The organism is Hydrogenovibrio halophilus DSM 15072 (genome assembly GCF_000384235.1).
Classification (GTDB): domain Bacteria; phylum Pseudomonadota; class Gammaproteobacteria; order Thiomicrospirales; family Thiomicrospiraceae; genus Hydrogenovibrio; species Hydrogenovibrio halophilus.
Map to the genome: position 1 here is coordinate 538,237 of NZ_KB913033.1, position 16,364 is coordinate 554,600.

Below are 16,364 nucleotides of genomic sequence, written 5' to 3' on the forward strand. Positions count from 1 at the left end.
GATCAGCCCCCTTCTGCCTTCGTATCGGGGCCGCCATGCTCCAACGTCAACCCCAACAGATGGCAGACCAGTTGCGAAAAGGACAGCCCGGCCTGTCGCGCCGCCATCGGCACCAGAGAATGGTCGGTCATGCCCGGCGCGGTATTGACTTCAATCAGCCAGGGATTCTGCTGTGCGTCCAGCATGAAATCGACCCGGCCCCAGTGGCGACCACCCACCGCTTCAAAAGCCTGATACACCAGCGCATCCAGCTTTTTGACCAGGCCTGGTGACAAATCCACCGGACAGAGGTATTCGGTGGTGGTGGATTCGTATTTGGCGGTGTAGTCATAGAACACATGATCGGTTTTCAGTTCAATCAGCGGCAAGACCCGGTCCCCGACCACTGCGGCGGTGAATTCGCGGCCGGTGACCCACTGTTCCAGCAGAATTTCCGAATCCAATGCCTGAGCCGCTTCCACCGCTTGCGGCAACTGGTCGGCGCTGTCCACCTTGTGCATGCCGATGCTGGAACCTTCGTGACTGGGTTTGATAATCAAAGGGAAATGGTCGGGCCACGAGATCCGATCCAACGACTGGGTGGCCGACACGGACTGAAAAGCCGGTGTCGGCAGCCCCATGCCCTGCCACAGCCATTTGGTGCGGATTTTGTCCATCGACAGGGCACTGGCGGCCATGCGGCTGCCGGTATAAGGAAAATCCAATGCATCCAGAATCGCCTGAACCCCGCCGTCTTCGCCCCAGCGTCCGTGCAGCGCCACAAAGGCCCGATCAAAGCGTCGGGTCATGGCCACCACCTGCTCCACCGTCTGCACATCGACCGCTTCGGCTGCGACCCCGGCTTCACAGAGCGCTTCGGTCACGGCCTGACCGCTGCGCAGGGACACCGCCCTTTCGGCCGACACCCCGCCCATCAGCACGGCGACGCGCCCCAGAGATTCGGGTTGTGGCAACGCAAAGTCCGTGTGCTCGGTCATACCGGCAAACGCCCCTGCTGACCGGTTTCGGCCACAGGCGGGTGTTCCGACCAGTGCCGTGCCATCTGGCCAATGTCACCGGCCCCCATCATCAACACCACATCGTCATCGGCCAGCACCGTTTGCGCCAGTTCATTCAACTGGGTTTCGTCGTGCGCATGCAGATTGTCCTTGTGCCCACGCAGACGCATCGCGCGCAGCAGGGATTTGGCATCGAACGCGGGCAACGGGGTTTCTCCGGCCGGGTACACGTCCAACAGAATCACCAGATCGGCTTTGGTCAGTGCCTGGACAAAGTCATCAAACAAATCCCGCGTCCGGCTGTAACGGTGCGGCTGAAACACCAGCACCAACCGCTGTTGCGGAAACGCCTGACGCGCGGTGGCCAGTGTGGCCTGCAATTCGGTGGGGTGATGGCCGTAATCATCGACCAGAGTCACATTGTGCCCGCCGATGCCACGCTGAGGGTACACCTCAAAACGGCGACCGACCCCGCCGAATTCCGCCAGCGCCGTTTGAATCGCTTCGATCGACACGTTCAATTCCAGCCCGATGCCGATGGCCGCCAACGCATTGAGCACATTGTGCGCGCCGGGCTGATTCAAGGTGACCTCGAATTCGGGCAAATCCAGCGCCTTGACCCGAAAATGCATGCGCAGCCCGTCCGGCTGCAGGCCAAGCGCCTGGATGTCGGCAACCGACTCAAAGCCATAGGTGCGCACCTTGCGCGACAGTTTGGGCAGCATGGCCTGCACATTCGGGTCTTCCAGACACACAATCGCCAGTCCGTAAAACGGCAATCGGTGCACAAATTCGACAAAACTGCTTTCCAGGTACTGGTAGTCACCGTGATAGGTGTCCATGTGATCCTGATCGATGTTGGTCACCACCGACATCATCGGCGACAGATGCAGGAAGGAGGCATCCGACTCGTCGGCTTCGGCCACCAGATACTGGCTGCTGCCCAGCCGCGCATTGGAATCGACCTGATTGAGCTTGCCGCCAATCACAAAGGTCGGGTCGAGCCCGCCCTGAGTAAGAATGGCTGCGGCCAGACTGGTGGTGGTGGTTTTGCCGTGGGTGCCGGCAATGGCAATGCCAAAGCGCATCCGCATCAGTTCGGCCAGCATCGCGGCCCGGGGAATCACCGGAATTCGGCTGTCGCGGGCAAAGGTGACTTCGGGGTTGTCATCGGAAACGGCGGTGGACACCACCACCACATCGGTGGCTTTGACGTGCTCGGCGCTGTGGCCGATGTGAATCTCAGCGCCCAGCGATTGCAGGCGCTGCACCGTGGCATTGCGACGCAGATCCGATCCGGTGATGCGAAACCCCAGATTGAGACAGACCTCGGCAATGCCGGCCATGCCGACCCCGCCGATGCCGACAAAATGAATGTGTTGAACTTGGTCTTTCATGCGGCGTATGATACCGCGTTTTGGGTCTGCAAAGAAACAAAACCTGTCAAGAGAGTGCGCCTCAGTGCAGGGTTTCGCTGTCGGTCTGCTTCGGGTCACCGGGCTGTGCCACCGGTTCGGGAATCGCCCAGTAATGCTGGGCCAGAACCGCCGCCAGTTCCGAAGGCTTACTCAAAGGGTCGGTCATTTCCATGTGATTGAGACTGGGACTTTGGATGTGGCCATCGGCTTTGGCTTTCGCCGCCAGTTCAGCCACGGTTTCGGCGCCCTCGCCCACCAGTTCCTGAGTCTCCGGATTCCAGAAAATGACTTTTTGCACATGATCGGTGCCGGGCAAAGGGTGCAACTCCAGCCGAATCCACTCCAGCGGAGGCTTGTGCCCGTCCGGCTGCGCCTCGGTGACCGGGCTGAACTGATCGGGATAGGCCTGGTCGGCCTGAGTTTCGATGATGTTGTCGGGACCGCTAAAAGCTTGTTTGGAAGAGTTTGTCACGTTTGAATCCGCCTTGTTGATTAAGGCACCTGTCCACGGGAAACCGTCGTTTCACGCCAGGGAGCGCCTGTCAAAATCGTGATGACCGTGATGGCCTTTACCGAGATGGCTTTGAATCGCCACCACAAAATACGGATTCAGACTAACATATCCAGCGCTTCCTGCACAGAGGCCACCAGCCGATCCACGTCGTCAAAGGTGTTGTACACGCCAAACGAGGCCCGGACAGTGGCCGGTACCTGAAACTTCTGCATCACTGGCTGGGCGCAATGATGACTGGCGCGCACCGCAATGCCATCCTGATCCATCAAGGTGGCCAGGTCATGCGGGTGCGCGCCTTCGATCTTGAATGAGATCACGGCGGCTTTGTGGCGCGCCTGTCCAATAATCACCAGGCCTGGTAAGTTTTGCAGTTGCTCGGTGGCGTAATCCAGCAATTCGCGCTCGTAGGCTTCGATCGCGGCCCGGTCCAGCGACTGCATGAACCGCACCGCCGCGCCCAGACCGACGACACCGGCGATATTGGGCGTGCCGGCTTCGAACTTATAGGGCAGTTCGTTGTATTCGGTTTTTTCAAAGGTGACGGTATGGATCATATCGCCCCCGCCCTGATAAGGCGGCATCTGCTCCAGCAGCGCTTCTCTGGCCCAGAGAACGCCAATGCCGGTGGGCCCGTACATTTTGTGGCCGGAAAACACATAAAAATCGCAGCCAATGGCCTGAACGTCCACCGGCAGATGCGCTATCGCCTGAGCCCCGTCCACCAGCACTTTGGCACCCTTTTCCTTGGCCAGCCGCGCCATGGCGGTCACGTCATTGATGGTGCCCAGTGCGTTGGACATGTGCGAAATCGCCACCAATCGGGTCCGGTCGGACAAAGCGGCCTCAAAGTCGGCCAACGGCACTTCGCCCCGTTCGTTGATCGGCACCACCACCAGCTTGATCCCGATCTGTTCACGCAGAAACTGCCAGGGCACAATATTGGAATGGTGCTCCAGTTCGGTGATCAGCACTTCGTCCCCTGGCTGCAAAAACGCACGTCCATAGCTCTGTGCCACCAGATTGATCGCTTCGGTCGCGCCGCGCACAAACACCAGTTCTTTGCGCGAAGGTGCATGGATAAAGTCGCGCAGCTGATCCCGAGCCCCTTCATAAGCCTCGGTCGCCCGCTCGCTCAGGGCATAAACGCCGCGATGCACATTGGCGTTGTCGTGCCGGTAGTAATCTCGTACCGCCTCAATCACCGTGTCCGGTTTCTGGGTGGTGGCCCCGCTGTCCAGATACACCAGCGGCTGACCGTTTTCGGTTTGCGCCAGAATGGGGAAGCGGGCACGGATGGCCGCAATGTCCAGAGTGGTTTCAACGCTCATTGGTCACACCCGGCAAGGTATTGCAGAGCAGGCAGTTGCGCCAGTCGCTGCGAAACCAGATCGTGCAGCCAATGGCGCATGGCCGACTGGGCAATCGATTCCAGAGGTTCCAACAGAAACGCCCGGGTAATCATCCGCACCGCCTCATCCCGCTGAATGCCTCGCGCCTGAGCATAAAAAATCTGGTCGGCGTCGATTTCACCCGAGGCACAGCCGTGCGAGCAGGCCACATCATCGGCATAAATTTCCAGTTGCGGCTTGGTGTCCATTTTGGCTTTGGGAGAGAGCAACAGATTTTTGTTGTCCATCTGACCGTCGGTTTTCTGGGCCGCTCTGGCCACGCCGATCATGCCGTTGAACACGCCACGCGCCTGATCCTGCACCACAAATTTGTGCAGCTGGCGGCTGGTGCAATGCGGTGCCCCATGCTGGGTTTCGGTGCGCGAGTCGGTCAGTTGCTGACCGCGAACCCAGGCCAGGGTATTCTGTTCGGCATCCGCGCCTTCGCCATTGAGGCAGACGTATCCTTGCTGGCGCGACCAGCGTGCTCCCAGTGCCAGACTGTGGGTCTGCCATTGGCTGTGGGCGGCCTGATCCACAAACGTCAGACCGGTGAACAGGCTTTGCGCATTCAGGTCCTGCCAGTCGAGTTGACGCGCCACTGCGCCTTCGCCCAATGACACCTGTTGCAGCCGATTGACCCAGCTTCGGGGTTGATCTGACAGCGACACCACCTGATTGAGCCAGGTCATCTGAGCATGATGGCCCAACTCGAACTGGGTGCGCAGATTGACCAGCTTGCGGTCCTGAGTCACCACCTGAAGAATCTGCAAAGGCTGTTCCAGCACCGCATTGGGAGCCAGACGGATGGTCAGCCCCTGATCCAGCAGCATTTCATTGATGTGAACAAACACGTCGTCCACGTTGGGCTGATCCGATGGCGCCACCGGTCTGGCCGCATTGCGGGTACCATCCTGCACGCCCGCATAGCCTTTGAGGTCTTCCAACGTAAACGCCTGAATGGCATCGGCATCGGCCATTTCAATCGACAGCGAGTCGTCAATGGCGTCCAGCCCGGCCGACAGGGAATCGGAATAGACGCCGTCCACAAACACCAGCCGGATGGTGGCAAAAGGCGGCAGACAGTCGGCCAGCATCGCCTCGGTCACGGCCGCCGTTTCCGCCGGATCGCGGTCGTCATCGGGTGTGTCCGCCAAAGCAAACGGGGACTCAAACAAAGGCGTCAGACCGGTGTAATGCCAGTTTTCATGCTTGCGTGTGGGCCAGCCGGTCTGGTTCAAGCATTCTCTGGCGGCTTCCCGCCGGGCCACCAGTTTGGCACGCGCCGCATCGTCCTGATCGCGTTCATTGAGCGCCTGACTCTGTTGTTCCAGCGCCTCCAACAGCTGCCGGGCATTGGGTGGCATCTTGGGGGACATTTTGGGAGGCCTCTTTGTCTGCGTAGATTCTGTCATAGCGTTGCCTGATTATTGGCCGGATTTGTGAGACTGAATGATCTGATCATAGCCTTCGTTTTCAAGCTGCTGCACCAGCTCAAAGCCGCCCGACTGCACGATTTTGCCGTCATACAGCACATGCACAAAATCGGGTTTGATGTAGTCCAGCAAGCGCTGATAGTGGGTCACCACCAGAAAGCTGCGTTCTTTGGAGCGCAGTGCATTGACCCCGTTGGCCACGACCTTGAGCGCGTCGATGTCCAGACCGGAATCGGTCTCGTCCATAATGCAGAGCTTCGGTTCCAGCAACGCCATCTGGTACATGTCGTTGCGCTTTTTCTCCCCGCCGGAAAAGCCCACATTGACCGAGCGGTCCAGCAGGTCCGAGTGCATGTTCAGCAGCGACATTCTGGACTGGGCGTATTCATCGAAATCGAACATGTCCAACGGCGGTTCGCCCCGCTCTTCGCGAATGGCATTGACCGAGGTCTGCATAAACAGCTTGTTGCTCACACCGGGGATTTCCACCGGGTACTGGAACGCCAGAAACAGGCCTTTGCGTGCCCGCTCTTCCGGGTCCATCTCCAGCAGGTCTTCGCCATCAAAGCTGGCGTTGCCATCGGTCACTTCGTAGTCTTCGCGCCCGGCCAGCACACTCGACAGCGTGCTTTTTCCAGCACCGTTGGGACCCATAATGGCATGCACTTCGCCCGGGTTCACCTGAAGGTTCAAACCTTTCAGAATGGGCTGACCGCCTTCGGCGACCGCCGCATGTAGATTGTCAACATTCAATAACATAACGTCTCTCTCTGGTTAACCAGGCCTGGTTAAAATAGCGCTCTCCTGGCGCTTACCAGGGGGCACTGTTGCAAATAATTCCTCAGCCGACCGAGCCTTCCAGGCTCACGGCCAGCAGCTCTTCGGCTTCCTGGGCAAATTCCAGCGGCAGTTCGCTGAACACGTCTTTGCAGAAGCCGTTCACGATCATGGAAATCGCGTCCTGCTCGCTGATGCCGCGCTGCTGGCAATAAAACAACTGGTCCTCGCCAATGCGCGAGGTGGTGGCTTCGTGCTCCATCTGCGCCGACGGGTTTTCCACTTCGATGTAGGGAAAGGTGTGGGCGCCGCACTGATTGCCGATCAGCATCGAATCGCACTGGGTGAAGTTGCGGGCGTTGTCGGCACCGGGCAGAATCCGCACCAGTCCGCGATAGGTGTTGTCGGAATGCCCGGCCGACAAGCCTTTGGAAATGATGGTGCTGCGGGTGTTCTTGCCGATGTGAATCATTTTGGTACCGGTATCGGCCTGCTGACGGCGATTGGTCAGTGCCACCGAATAGAACTCGCCAATGGAATGGTCGCCTTTGAGCACACAGCTGGGGTATTTCCAGGTGATCGCCGAACCGGTCTCGGCCTGAGTCCAGGACAGTTTGGCGTGCGCGCCTTCGCAGACACCGCGCTTGGTCACAAAGTTCAGAATCCCGCCTTCGCAGTCTTCGTCGCCCGGATACCAGTTCTGCACGGTGGAATACTTCACTTCCGCCCGTTCGTGCACAATCACTTCCACCACCGCCGCATGCAGCTGATAGGTGTCACGCACCGGCGCCGAACAGCCTTCCAGGTAGCTCACATAACTGCCTTTCTCGGCAATGAGAATGGTGCGCTCGAACTGACCGGTTTTGGCTTCGTTGATACGGAAATAGGTCGACAGATCCACCGGACAGCGCACGCCTTCGGGCACATAGACAAAGGTGCCGTCCGAGGCCACCGCGGAATTGAGGGCGGCGAAATAGTTGTCGTGGTACGGCACCACCGAGCCCAGATATTGCTGTACCAGTTCCGGGTAGTCGTGCACCGCTTCGGAGAAGGAACAGAAAATGATGCCCAGCTCCGACAATTCTTCGCGTTTGGTGGTCGAAACCGACACCGAATCAAAAATGGCATCGACCGCCACATCCGAGTCGCCACTGCCATCCAGTGGCACGCCCAGCGCCGCGAAGGCTTTGGCCACTTCCGGATCGATTTCCTGCTCAGACGGTTCGTCCTCACCGACCGCACACTGGTTGCACTCCGGGGCCGAATAATAACTGTAATCCTGATAATCCAGCGGCTCGTATTCGGCTTTGGCCCAGTGGGGTTCGGGCATGTTTTTCCAGTGCTCAAACGCCTTGAGACGGAAATCCAGCATCCATTCGGGCTCGTTCTTTTTGGCCGAAATCGCGCGGACCACCGTTTCATTCAGACCCTTTTCAAAGGTTTCCACCGCGGTCCGGGTGAAAAAGCCCTCTTTGTAATGCTGATTCTTGCTCAGCAGGTCATTGATTTCCTGATATTGCGTCGCGTCTGTCATGCAAAATCTCTGGCTTGATTAATTTCTGACCATTTTAGTCAGAAATAGGCTCGGTGTCCAGAGCCTGTCGGCGTTAAAGATAAAGGGATGTCGCCACAGATCAGGCATTTTGCGAGGAATTTGCGATTTTCCGAGCCGGCTCGGGACCGACAAAACGTCGCCACCGCCAGGTTCAAGTCAGACCGATCACACCACACTGCCGTTCACCAGTGCTTTCAGCCAATCGGTATCCAGACCCGTGCCTTCCAGTCGAATCCAGTCGGTTTCGGTTCCCGGTTCTGCCGCATAGGGAGTAACCCCCTGATAGTGGCCTTCCAATGTCACACGATTGTCGTACTCGAAGGTCATAATCTCACCCCGCACCCGCAACAGACCCATGCCGAGATTGCACTGCGCCGCGTAAAGCCCGGCCAGCAAGCCATCCAGCATCGGTTTCGGCGTGGTTTTTCCTGTCAATTCCGGCAAGCGCCAATCCAGAACCTGCCAGTCCTCTGCCAGCGACTGACGCCAGGCCTGCCACTCTCGCCGCGCCGCTTCCATCGCAGAACTGGGCGTCGATTTCAACCAGCCCTGAAGGCGTGCCAGCTCCAACCCGGTCTGAGTCAACCCGGCCTGAGTCAACCACCAATAACGCGGACACGTCTCAGCGCCCTGCTGTTTTAACCAGGCCTGCCATTGGCCCTGCCGAATCAAATCCGCCTGATCGGCAAAACTCATCACCACCGCATCGGCCACAGCCAGATCCCGTACCAACCATTGTTCCGCCTCGCTTGCGGCCGTTGGCGGCAACGCGCGCGCGTCCACCACACACCAGACCCGGTCCGTTTCTTTCACCCGGTCAGGCAACTGAGGCTGACTGGCTTCCAGCCAGGTCACGGGCAAGTCCGATGCGGCCTGAATCAGGCGGGTTTTGCCACTGCCGGGCAGCCCGGTCACAAAGATGCGCATCATTGGCCTCCCAGGCAATCCGAGTAGCCGTCGGCCAACGATTGCAGCAACCGATTGTAAGGCAAGGCCGCCTCATCGGCGCGAATGGCCGACGCATCCGGCCAGAGCCCGTGCCCGAGCGGGTCCAGAGTGCCCAGACGCACGGGCAGTTCATCGATCACATAGCGTACCTGACGCTCGGGAAACTGACGGTCCTTGAACACACAGCGAATCTGTTGGCTTTGGATTTTGTCGCGCAAATGCAACACATGGCGCACACCGGGACGAATCATCGGCGACAGCTGAATCGCGCCCTGAAAATTCAGTCCGAAGGCCTGCTCAAAATACTGATAGGCGTCGTGCAACACCAGATACGGCTGGTTTCGAACCGGGGTCAACTGGGCGTCTATGGCCTCAACTTGGGTTTGCAGTGCCTGCAACAAGGCCGGTGCCGCGGATGACGCCTGACCATTCAGCTCACCCCAGGTCCGGGCAAAGGTCTGAAGAAACGCCGCCGCATTGTCTGGCGACAACCAGACATGCCCGTCTTCCGGTCCGTGGTGATCGTGGTCGTGATCAGAGGCGTGCGTCTGTCCGTCGGCTTCGGCCTCCAGTACCCGTTTACGGTAATGTTTGACCGCCGAATCGGCCATTCTCAACCATTTGGCTCCGTCGGCCTGCGCCTGCGCAAAGGCATCATTGGCCCAGGCATCGACCGGCGTACCGACCGAAATCAACACATCGGCCTGAGTCACGGCCATCCGCTGAGACGGACGAAATTCAAACCCGTGGGGCGACGTCCCCGGTGTCAGCAAAACCACCAGGCGGTCTTCCTCGGCCAGAAAAGGGGCCACCAGCGCCCCCAGAGGCGGCAGTGTCACCACCACCGTTTTGGCCCAGACAGATTGACCGACCATGATCAGCAGCCACGCGGCCAGCATTATCCCCCGTTTCACACACTTCTCCTCTACCAAAGACATGGCATATCCACGAAACCCGAACATTTCATAAATTTGCACCGATCTCGCTTGCCCCTTGATTCCACAAGAAATATTTTCTCAGTTGGTCGTAATCAAGGATACGGCGCGCCTTCGAAAATTTCCTTGTGAAAACAAGTTCCTGCGCGACCTCAGCACAAATTCATGGAATATTCGGGTAAAATCCAATCAATGAACTCAACACGATTACTTGAAGCCCACCAGGTCAGCCATTGGTTTGATGATCAGGAAGCGCTTTCCAATGTTTCTCTGACCCTGCATCAGGGGGAAATTCTGACCCTGATCGGGCCCAATGGCGCCGGCAAATCCACCCTGCTCAAACTGCTGCTGGGGTTGATGACGCCGACAAAAGGCCACATCTGGCGCAAACCCGGTTTGAACGTCGGCTTTATGCCGCAAAAAATCCAGATCGACGACAGCCTGCCGCTCAGTGTGCAGCGCTTCCTGAGTCTGGCCCGGCCCAGACACAGCGAACGCAAAAAGTTTATCACAAAGCTGGAACAGGTCGCAGACGAGTTGGGCCTGAACCAGCTGCTGACCCGGCCGGTGCAGAAAATTTCCGGCGGCGAAATGCAGCGGGTGCTGCTGGCCCGGGCCCTGCTGAAATCCCCGGACCTGCTGGTGCTGGACGAACCGGTTCAGGGCGTGGACCTTCAGGGGCAGACCCAGCTTTACGAATACATCAATGCGGTGCGCCAACGTCATCAGTGCGGCATTCTGATGGTCAGCCACGACCTGCACATCGTGATGAAAGACACGCACCAGGTGCTGTGCCTGAATCGTCACATCTGCTGTCAGGGCCATCCCCAGGCCATTTCCGCCACCGACGCTTTCAAAACCCTGTTTGGCGACGGCTTTGAGCAACTGGCCGTGTACGAACACCATCACTCCGATGCCTGTGACCACATTCACCCAACCCGCAACGAGCCGTCCGCATGACCCTGGAAACCCTGATCCACCTTCCCGATTTTCTGCTATATGCCTTTGCCGGTGGCTTGCTGCTGGCCATGATCTCTGCCCCGCTGGGCGTGTTTGTGGTCTGGCAGAAGCAATCCTATTTTGGGGCGGCGCTGGCGCATTCGGCCTTACTGGGGGTCAGTCTGGGGCTTTGGTGGCAAATGGACCTGACTCTGGCGGTGATTGCCGTCTCCATTCTGGCCGCACTGAGCATCGACTGGCTGACCCGCCACACCCGCCTGCCGACCGACACCCTGCTTGGCATCTTCGCACACGCCTCACTGGCTTTCGCTTTGATTTTCATCAGCCTCAAGCAACCGGCGCAACTGGACATCATGGCCTATTTGTTCGGCGACATTCTCAGCCTGCAGAAAGCGGAACTGGTGGGCATCGTGTTATTGGGAGTCTGGGTGACGGCCTTTTTCTGGCGGCACTGGTCGGACATGCTCAACCTGACGTTGAATGCGGATCTGGCACAGATTGAGGGCGTTCATACCCGGCAATTGCAACGGCATTATCTGTTGCTGCTGGCGATTCTGATCGGGCTGGCGATCAAAGTGGTGGGGGTGTTACTGATTACGTCGTTGCTGATCATGCCGGCGGCCAGCGCACGACGGTTTGCGCGCTCGCCCGAAGGCATGTTGATCGGTGCGATCATTATGGGAGGCTTGAGTGTGCTGGGCGGGCTGCTGGGGTCGTTTTTATGGGACCTGCCCACCGGCCCGGCGATTGTCGCCACCGCCACCGGTTTCTTCCTGTTCAGCCTGTTCAAACGTGCCCGTTGATCTGGCTCGAATGTTGACTGTTGTTTCTTCGGGTTAAGAACAGCCCGTCCACCAGATCAAACTGAAACCCCTTTTTGACCAGGCTTGGTTGTTTTTCAACCAGAACAATCAAAACGGTTCATAACCAATCGTGCCACAAGCCATGCCTGGGCAAGTTCCCATCACAAAGATTTCGTCGGCCTGCCACAGGGCTTAGAATGCACAGAAAGCGTGTGCTGGATGTGCTTTTTTGGTTCGTTTTTTACACAAGTAAACGAAGAACTCGGCGCCCGCAGGGGTAAGCCGAGAAAAAATGAACACGTCAGGGCTTGCTGAAGCAGTAAGTTGAAGCAAGTCATGAACCTTGGCGAAAACACGAAACGCATGTCATCCCGACCGAAGCGGAGGGATCTCTTGGAGTCCGGCTCCGTCTTTAAAGACCCTTCGGCTGCGCTCAGGGTGACAATGTTTTTTACCAGGCCTGGTCAAAAAACAGGCGTTTCAGCTTCGTGAAGGGCGGTCGATCCTCAGACTTCGTCCATCAATCTGTACAACAAGGCCACCACTTCGTCCGACTGTCGATCCACCTGTTCCAGCCCCGCGTCCACGGTTTCGGTGTCGTCAATGGCTTTGGCGTCCATGACCTTCTTGATGGCCGCGTGCATCTGCGCATGTTCTTCGCCCAGCTTCTGCATGGTCGGCTTGTCCGCGTACTTCTGACCTTCGCCGTAATACCATTTGCCGAGCACACAGGCCGTGGGATCGGTCGCGGTTTCATAGGTCACGCCAATGTCCATGCCATCGACAAAGGCGCGAATTTTGGCTTTCCAGGCCAAGTGCGCCTGCACCATCTTGTCAAACTGCTGGGCATCCTCTGACGACTTGGCTTTGATCGTACGGGTCTGAGTGGCCTGATCGATCTGGAATTCGCCCACCAAATCCAACAGATCCGAAGCCTGATGCAACAGATCCTGACTGCCGGCGGCGGCTTCTTCCACCAATCCGGCGTTCTGCTGGGTGGAATTTTCCATTTGCGAGACCGACTGGCTGACCGAGTCGATGCCGACCGATTGCTCATTGGTGGCGGTGGCGATGGTGGACACGCGTTCGGAGATCTCATCCATGGAGGAATGGATTTCCTGAAGCACATCGCTGGTTTCACGGACGTAACGCCCGGACTCATCGCTGATGGCCACGGAATTTTCAATCAGTTTTTTGATGTCGGCGGCCGCATCAGACGACTTGCCCGCCAGACTGCGGACTTCGCCCGCCACCACGGCAAAGCCGCGACCGTGCTCACCGGCACGTGCGGCTTCCACCGCGGCGTTCAGGGCCAGCAAATTGGTCTGAAAGGCAATGCCGTCAATCAGGGTAATGATGTCGTTGATCTTCTGACTGGCTTCGCTCATTCGATCCATGGACGCCAGCGCTTTCTGCATCACCTGACCACCCTCGGACAGCTTGTTCTGCGCCGTCTGTGTGACCTCATTGGCATGGTCCGCACTTTCCGCGTTCTTTCGAACGGTGTCGGTCATGGACGCCATCTGCTGAGCGGTCTGTTCCAGTGACTGGGTCTGCTGCTGAATGCGATCGGAAATGGACTCACTGCCATCGGCAATGCTGCGGGCCTCATCGGCCACAATGCGGGTCACGGCCCCGACCTTGCCGATCATGTCCGACATATTCTGCGTCGAGGAATTCAACGAATCCTTGAGCACCGCCATTTTGCCATGGTAATTGCCCTGCACCCGGTGGGTCAGGTCGCCCTCGCTGATGCGGGTCTGAACCATGGCCACATCCTCCACAAAGGCTTCCAGTCCTTCCAGAGTTTCATTGATCGCATCCTTGAGCGTGACCAGTTCGCCACGCGCTTCGGCGGTAACCCGGCGGGAGAAATCGCCTCGTGAAAGCGCTTTCAATGTTTTGGCAATGTCCTGAACACTGTTGTCCAGACGTTCCATCGCCACCGACAGATCGGTCATCACCCGCTCGTATTCACCACTGAAAGAGACCGAACTTGACGAAGGCATCTCAAACTTGCCGTTTCGGAGGTTGTGGGCGGTTTCGGTCAGAATCTGAATCATGGAATGCACCTGCTCCACCGATTCGTTCACCCCTTGTTTCAAGGTGGAGAAATCGCCCTGATAGTCTTTTTCGATGGTGTTGCCGAATTCGCCGTTGGACACGTCTTTCATCACGCCGTTGACGTCATCGATGGCATCGTGAATGGTGCTGAGCAGACCGTTGATCGCTTTGGAGGTTTCGCCCAGCTCGTCTTTGGAAATCACGGCCACCCGGTGATTCAGCTCGCCGGTTTCGCGGATTTTGAGCATGGTGGCACGCATGGCTTCGATCGGCTTCATAAAGCTGCGGGCCACAAAGAACCCGGCAATGGAAAACAACACCACACTGACAATCAACACCGACCAGAGGGTAGTGACCGCAAAGGATTCCTGCTCGCTCAACTCCTGGGCCGCGCGTGCATTCTGCGCCTGCTCGTACGCCTGAAAATTCTTCACAATGTCGGTAAAGGCCTGATACTTTTCACCGAACTCGCCAATCAGAATGTCCACCGCGTCTTCATAAAACTGTTCGTCGGCCATCATTTTAAAACTGCCGAACGCCCGGTTGGCCGCGATCACATTTTCCTGAATCGCTTCAAAATAGGCCTGCTCTTTTTTGTCGAGCGGCATGGCTTCCAGCTGTGCGAACACCGCACCGATCTCATCGGCGGTCTCCTTGAGGCGGGCCGCCGAACGTTCCAGAAAGGCTTCGTCTTCGGTAATGACCAGATCCCGTGAGAGCACGGCCCGCTCATCCGTCAGGTTTTTCAGCTCATTGAGCAGCGCCACCTTGACCTGGGTTTCGTTGACAATGCGGTTGATGGTCTGACTGCTCTGATCAAACACATATTGCGCGATCAGGTTGGAAGTCAGCAGAAAAAACAGTGCGCCGAACACACCGATGAACATGCGGGTTTTGATTCCCATAGAGCGGTCCTTCCTCTTTATTCACAGGCCGTGCCTTTCAACCGGCACAATCCCGGCCACAGACTCGATTCGTTTCGATTTCAAGTGCGGATGTTATTTTTATTATGAAGTGAGCAAAAACCATACCGAGTATAAAACGACAGGCTTGATCAATGCAGGCTGCTAGGCATTCTATAGAATTTCAGGCAGAAACCGGATTGAAGTTTTTTATCCAATTCTCAGGCAAACTGATATTTCGTAAAAGTGATAAGCGACGCTCAGGTCAGGCGTTGGTAGGTCACAAAATCAAAGGCATAGGAATGGCGCGCATCCGCAGAATGGTGGGTCCGATGCACTTCCTGCCAGGCCTGGTCATCCCAGGCCGGAAACGCGGCGTCGCCGTCGATTTCTGTGTCCACCCAGGTCACATAGAGACGCTGCGCCACCGGCAAAAACTGCCGATACAATTCACCGCCGCCCATGATCATCACTTCCGGTGGCTCGGCATAGGCCTGACGGAGGGTTTTCAACGCGGCTTCGGGCGAAGACACAAACACCAGTCCGGTTTCCGAAGCATTGGTCACCCGGTCGGCCGGGACCGCCGGTTTCGGCTGGCGGGTCACCACCAGATTCAAACGTTTGGGCAGCGGACGGCTGCCGATGGACTCAAAGGTTTTGCGCCCCATCACCACCGGCTTGCCCAGCGTATGACGTTTGAAATGTTTGAAATCGTCGGGCAGATGCCAGGGCATCTGATTGTCCCGACCGATCAGCCGGTTCCGATCCATGGCCGCGATCATCGCAATCGACAAGCCTTTTGCCGCGTCAGTCAGACTCTCAGGCGCTTCGTTCATACCGACACCTCGGCCTTGATCCGCGGGTGAGACTGGTAATTGAGCACCTCAAAATCGTCATACTGATAGTCAAAGAGGCTGGACGGCTGACGCTTGATCCGCAATTCCGGCAAGGGGTAGGGTTCCCGTGTCAATTGCAATTTGGCCTGCTCGATCGTGTTCCGGTACAAATGCACATCGCCACCGGTCCAGACAAAGTCGCCGACATCCAGCCCGCTCTGCTGCGCAATCATGTGCGTGAGCAAGGCATAGCTGGCAATGTTGAACGGCACCCCCAGAAACGTGTCCGCACTGCGCTGATACAATTGGCACGACAGACGACCATCGGCCACGTAAAACTGAAAAAAGGCATGACAGGTCGCCAGTGCCATCTTGCCCATGGCCACGTTTTCCTGCGGACTGAGGTTTTCGTCCGGCAGATCGGCCGGATTCCAGGCCGACACCAGCATCCGTCGGCTGTTCGGGTTCTGTCTGAGGGTGTCGATGATGGCCTGAATCTGATTGATCTGCTCGCCATCGGGCGTTTCCCAGGCCACCCATTGTTTGCCGTAGATCGGCCCAAGGTCGCCGTTTTCCAGTGCCCATTCGTCCCAGATGCGCACACCGTGTTCCTTGAGGTAGGTGTTGTTGGTGTCGCCACTGAGAAACCACAGCAATTCGTGTATGATCGATTTGAGATGCACTTTTTTGGTGGTCACCAGCGGGAAACCCTCGCTCAGGTCAAAGCGCATCTGGTAGCCGAACACCGAGCGGGTGCCCGTGCCGGTGCGGTCGCCCTTGTCGGCACCGTGTTCCAGAATGTGTTCCAGCAGCTGCAAATATTGTTTCAT

14 protein-coding genes are annotated in these 16,364 nt (G+C 57.6%); 2 read left to right on the forward strand and 12 right to left on the reverse strand.

Annotation, left to right across the window (positions count from 1 at the left end; all coding sequences use genetic code 11):
- Positions 1-2 precede the first annotated feature (2 nt).
- The 9 genes from A377_RS0102605 to A377_RS0102645 form a co-directional block, all read right to left on the reverse strand.
- On the reverse strand, positions 3-977 hold the full coding sequence (locus A377_RS0102605) for a D-alanine--D-alanine ligase (protein WP_019894582.1): 975 nt from the start codon (positions 975-977) through the stop codon (positions 3-5).
- Positions 974-2,395, reverse strand: coding sequence for a UDP-N-acetylmuramate--L-alanine ligase (murC, locus tag A377_RS0102610; protein WP_019894584.1), 1,422 nt, complete (start codon positions 2,393-2,395; stop codon positions 974-976). Before murC ends, A377_RS0102605 begins: the two co-directional genes overlap by 4 nt.
- Positions 2,396-2,456: 61 nt before the next feature.
- On the reverse strand, positions 2,457-2,888 hold the full coding sequence (locus A377_RS0102615) for a hypothetical protein (RefSeq protein ID WP_019894586.1): 432 nt from the start codon (positions 2,886-2,888) through the stop codon (positions 2,457-2,459).
- A gap of 137 nt (positions 2,889-3,025) precedes the next feature.
- Entirely contained in the window at positions 3,026-4,258 is a 1,233-nt protein-coding gene (locus A377_RS0102620) for an aminotransferase class V-fold PLP-dependent enzyme (RefSeq protein ID WP_019894587.1), read from the reverse strand.
- The gene (gene sufD, locus A377_RS0102625; RefSeq protein ID WP_019894588.1) at positions 4,255-5,697 is read right to left on the reverse strand and encodes a Fe-S cluster assembly protein SufD; all 1,443 of its coding nucleotides are present in this window, start codon (positions 5,695-5,697) and stop codon (positions 4,255-4,257) included. The genes A377_RS0102620 and sufD overlap by 4 nt, the downstream gene beginning before the upstream one ends.
- 48 nt (positions 5,698-5,745) lie before the next feature.
- Positions 5,746-6,513 (reverse strand): Fe-S cluster assembly ATPase SufC, encoded by a 768-nt coding sequence (sufC, locus tag A377_RS0102630; protein ID WP_019894589.1) that lies wholly within the window; start codon positions 6,511-6,513, stop codon positions 5,746-5,748.
- Positions 6,514-6,595: 82 nt separating this feature from the next.
- Complete coding sequence (sufB, locus tag A377_RS0102635; RefSeq protein ID WP_019894591.1) at positions 6,596-8,065, reverse strand: Fe-S cluster assembly protein SufB; 1,470 nt, start codon at positions 8,063-8,065, stop codon at positions 6,596-6,598.
- Positions 8,066-8,251: 186 nt separating this feature from the next.
- Positions 8,252-9,016 (reverse strand): hypothetical protein, encoded by a 765-nt coding sequence (locus A377_RS0102640; RefSeq protein WP_019894592.1) that lies wholly within the window; start codon positions 9,014-9,016, stop codon positions 8,252-8,254.
- A complete protein-coding gene (locus A377_RS0102645; RefSeq protein ID WP_157760700.1) occupies positions 9,013-9,948 on the reverse strand; it encodes a zinc ABC transporter substrate-binding protein in 936 nt (311 codons plus the stop codon). The genes A377_RS0102640 and A377_RS0102645 overlap by 4 nt, the downstream gene beginning before the upstream one ends.
- A 213-nt stretch (positions 9,949-10,161) precedes the next feature.
- Between A377_RS0102645 and A377_RS0102650 the strand changes: the two genes are divergently transcribed.
- The gene (locus tag A377_RS0102650; protein WP_028485207.1) at positions 10,162-10,929 is read left to right on the forward strand and encodes an ATP-binding cassette domain-containing protein; all 768 of its coding nucleotides are present in this window, start codon (positions 10,162-10,164) and stop codon (positions 10,927-10,929) included.
- A complete protein-coding gene (locus A377_RS0102655; protein ID WP_019894595.1) occupies positions 10,926-11,732 on the forward strand; it encodes a metal ABC transporter permease in 807 nt (268 codons plus the stop codon). Before A377_RS0102650 ends, A377_RS0102655 begins: the two co-directional genes overlap by 4 nt.
- Before the next feature lie 506 nt (positions 11,733-12,238).
- Here A377_RS0102655 and A377_RS0102665 read toward each other — a convergent pair.
- The 3 genes from A377_RS0102665 to A377_RS0102675 form a co-directional block, all read right to left on the reverse strand.
- On the reverse strand, positions 12,239-14,701 hold the full coding sequence (locus A377_RS0102665; RefSeq protein ID WP_019894597.1) for a methyl-accepting chemotaxis protein: 2,463 nt from the start codon (positions 14,699-14,701) through the stop codon (positions 12,239-12,241).
- A gap of 257 nt (positions 14,702-14,958) precedes the next feature.
- Positions 14,959-15,534: a dihydrofolate reductase gene (locus A377_RS0102670; protein WP_019894598.1), complete on the reverse strand. Its 576-nt coding sequence runs from the start codon at positions 15,532-15,534 to the stop codon at positions 14,959-14,961.
- On the reverse strand, positions 15,531-16,364 hold the full coding sequence (locus tag A377_RS0102675) for a thymidylate synthase (protein ID WP_019894599.1): 834 nt from the start codon (positions 16,362-16,364) through the stop codon (positions 15,531-15,533). The genes A377_RS0102670 and A377_RS0102675 overlap by 4 nt, the downstream gene beginning before the upstream one ends.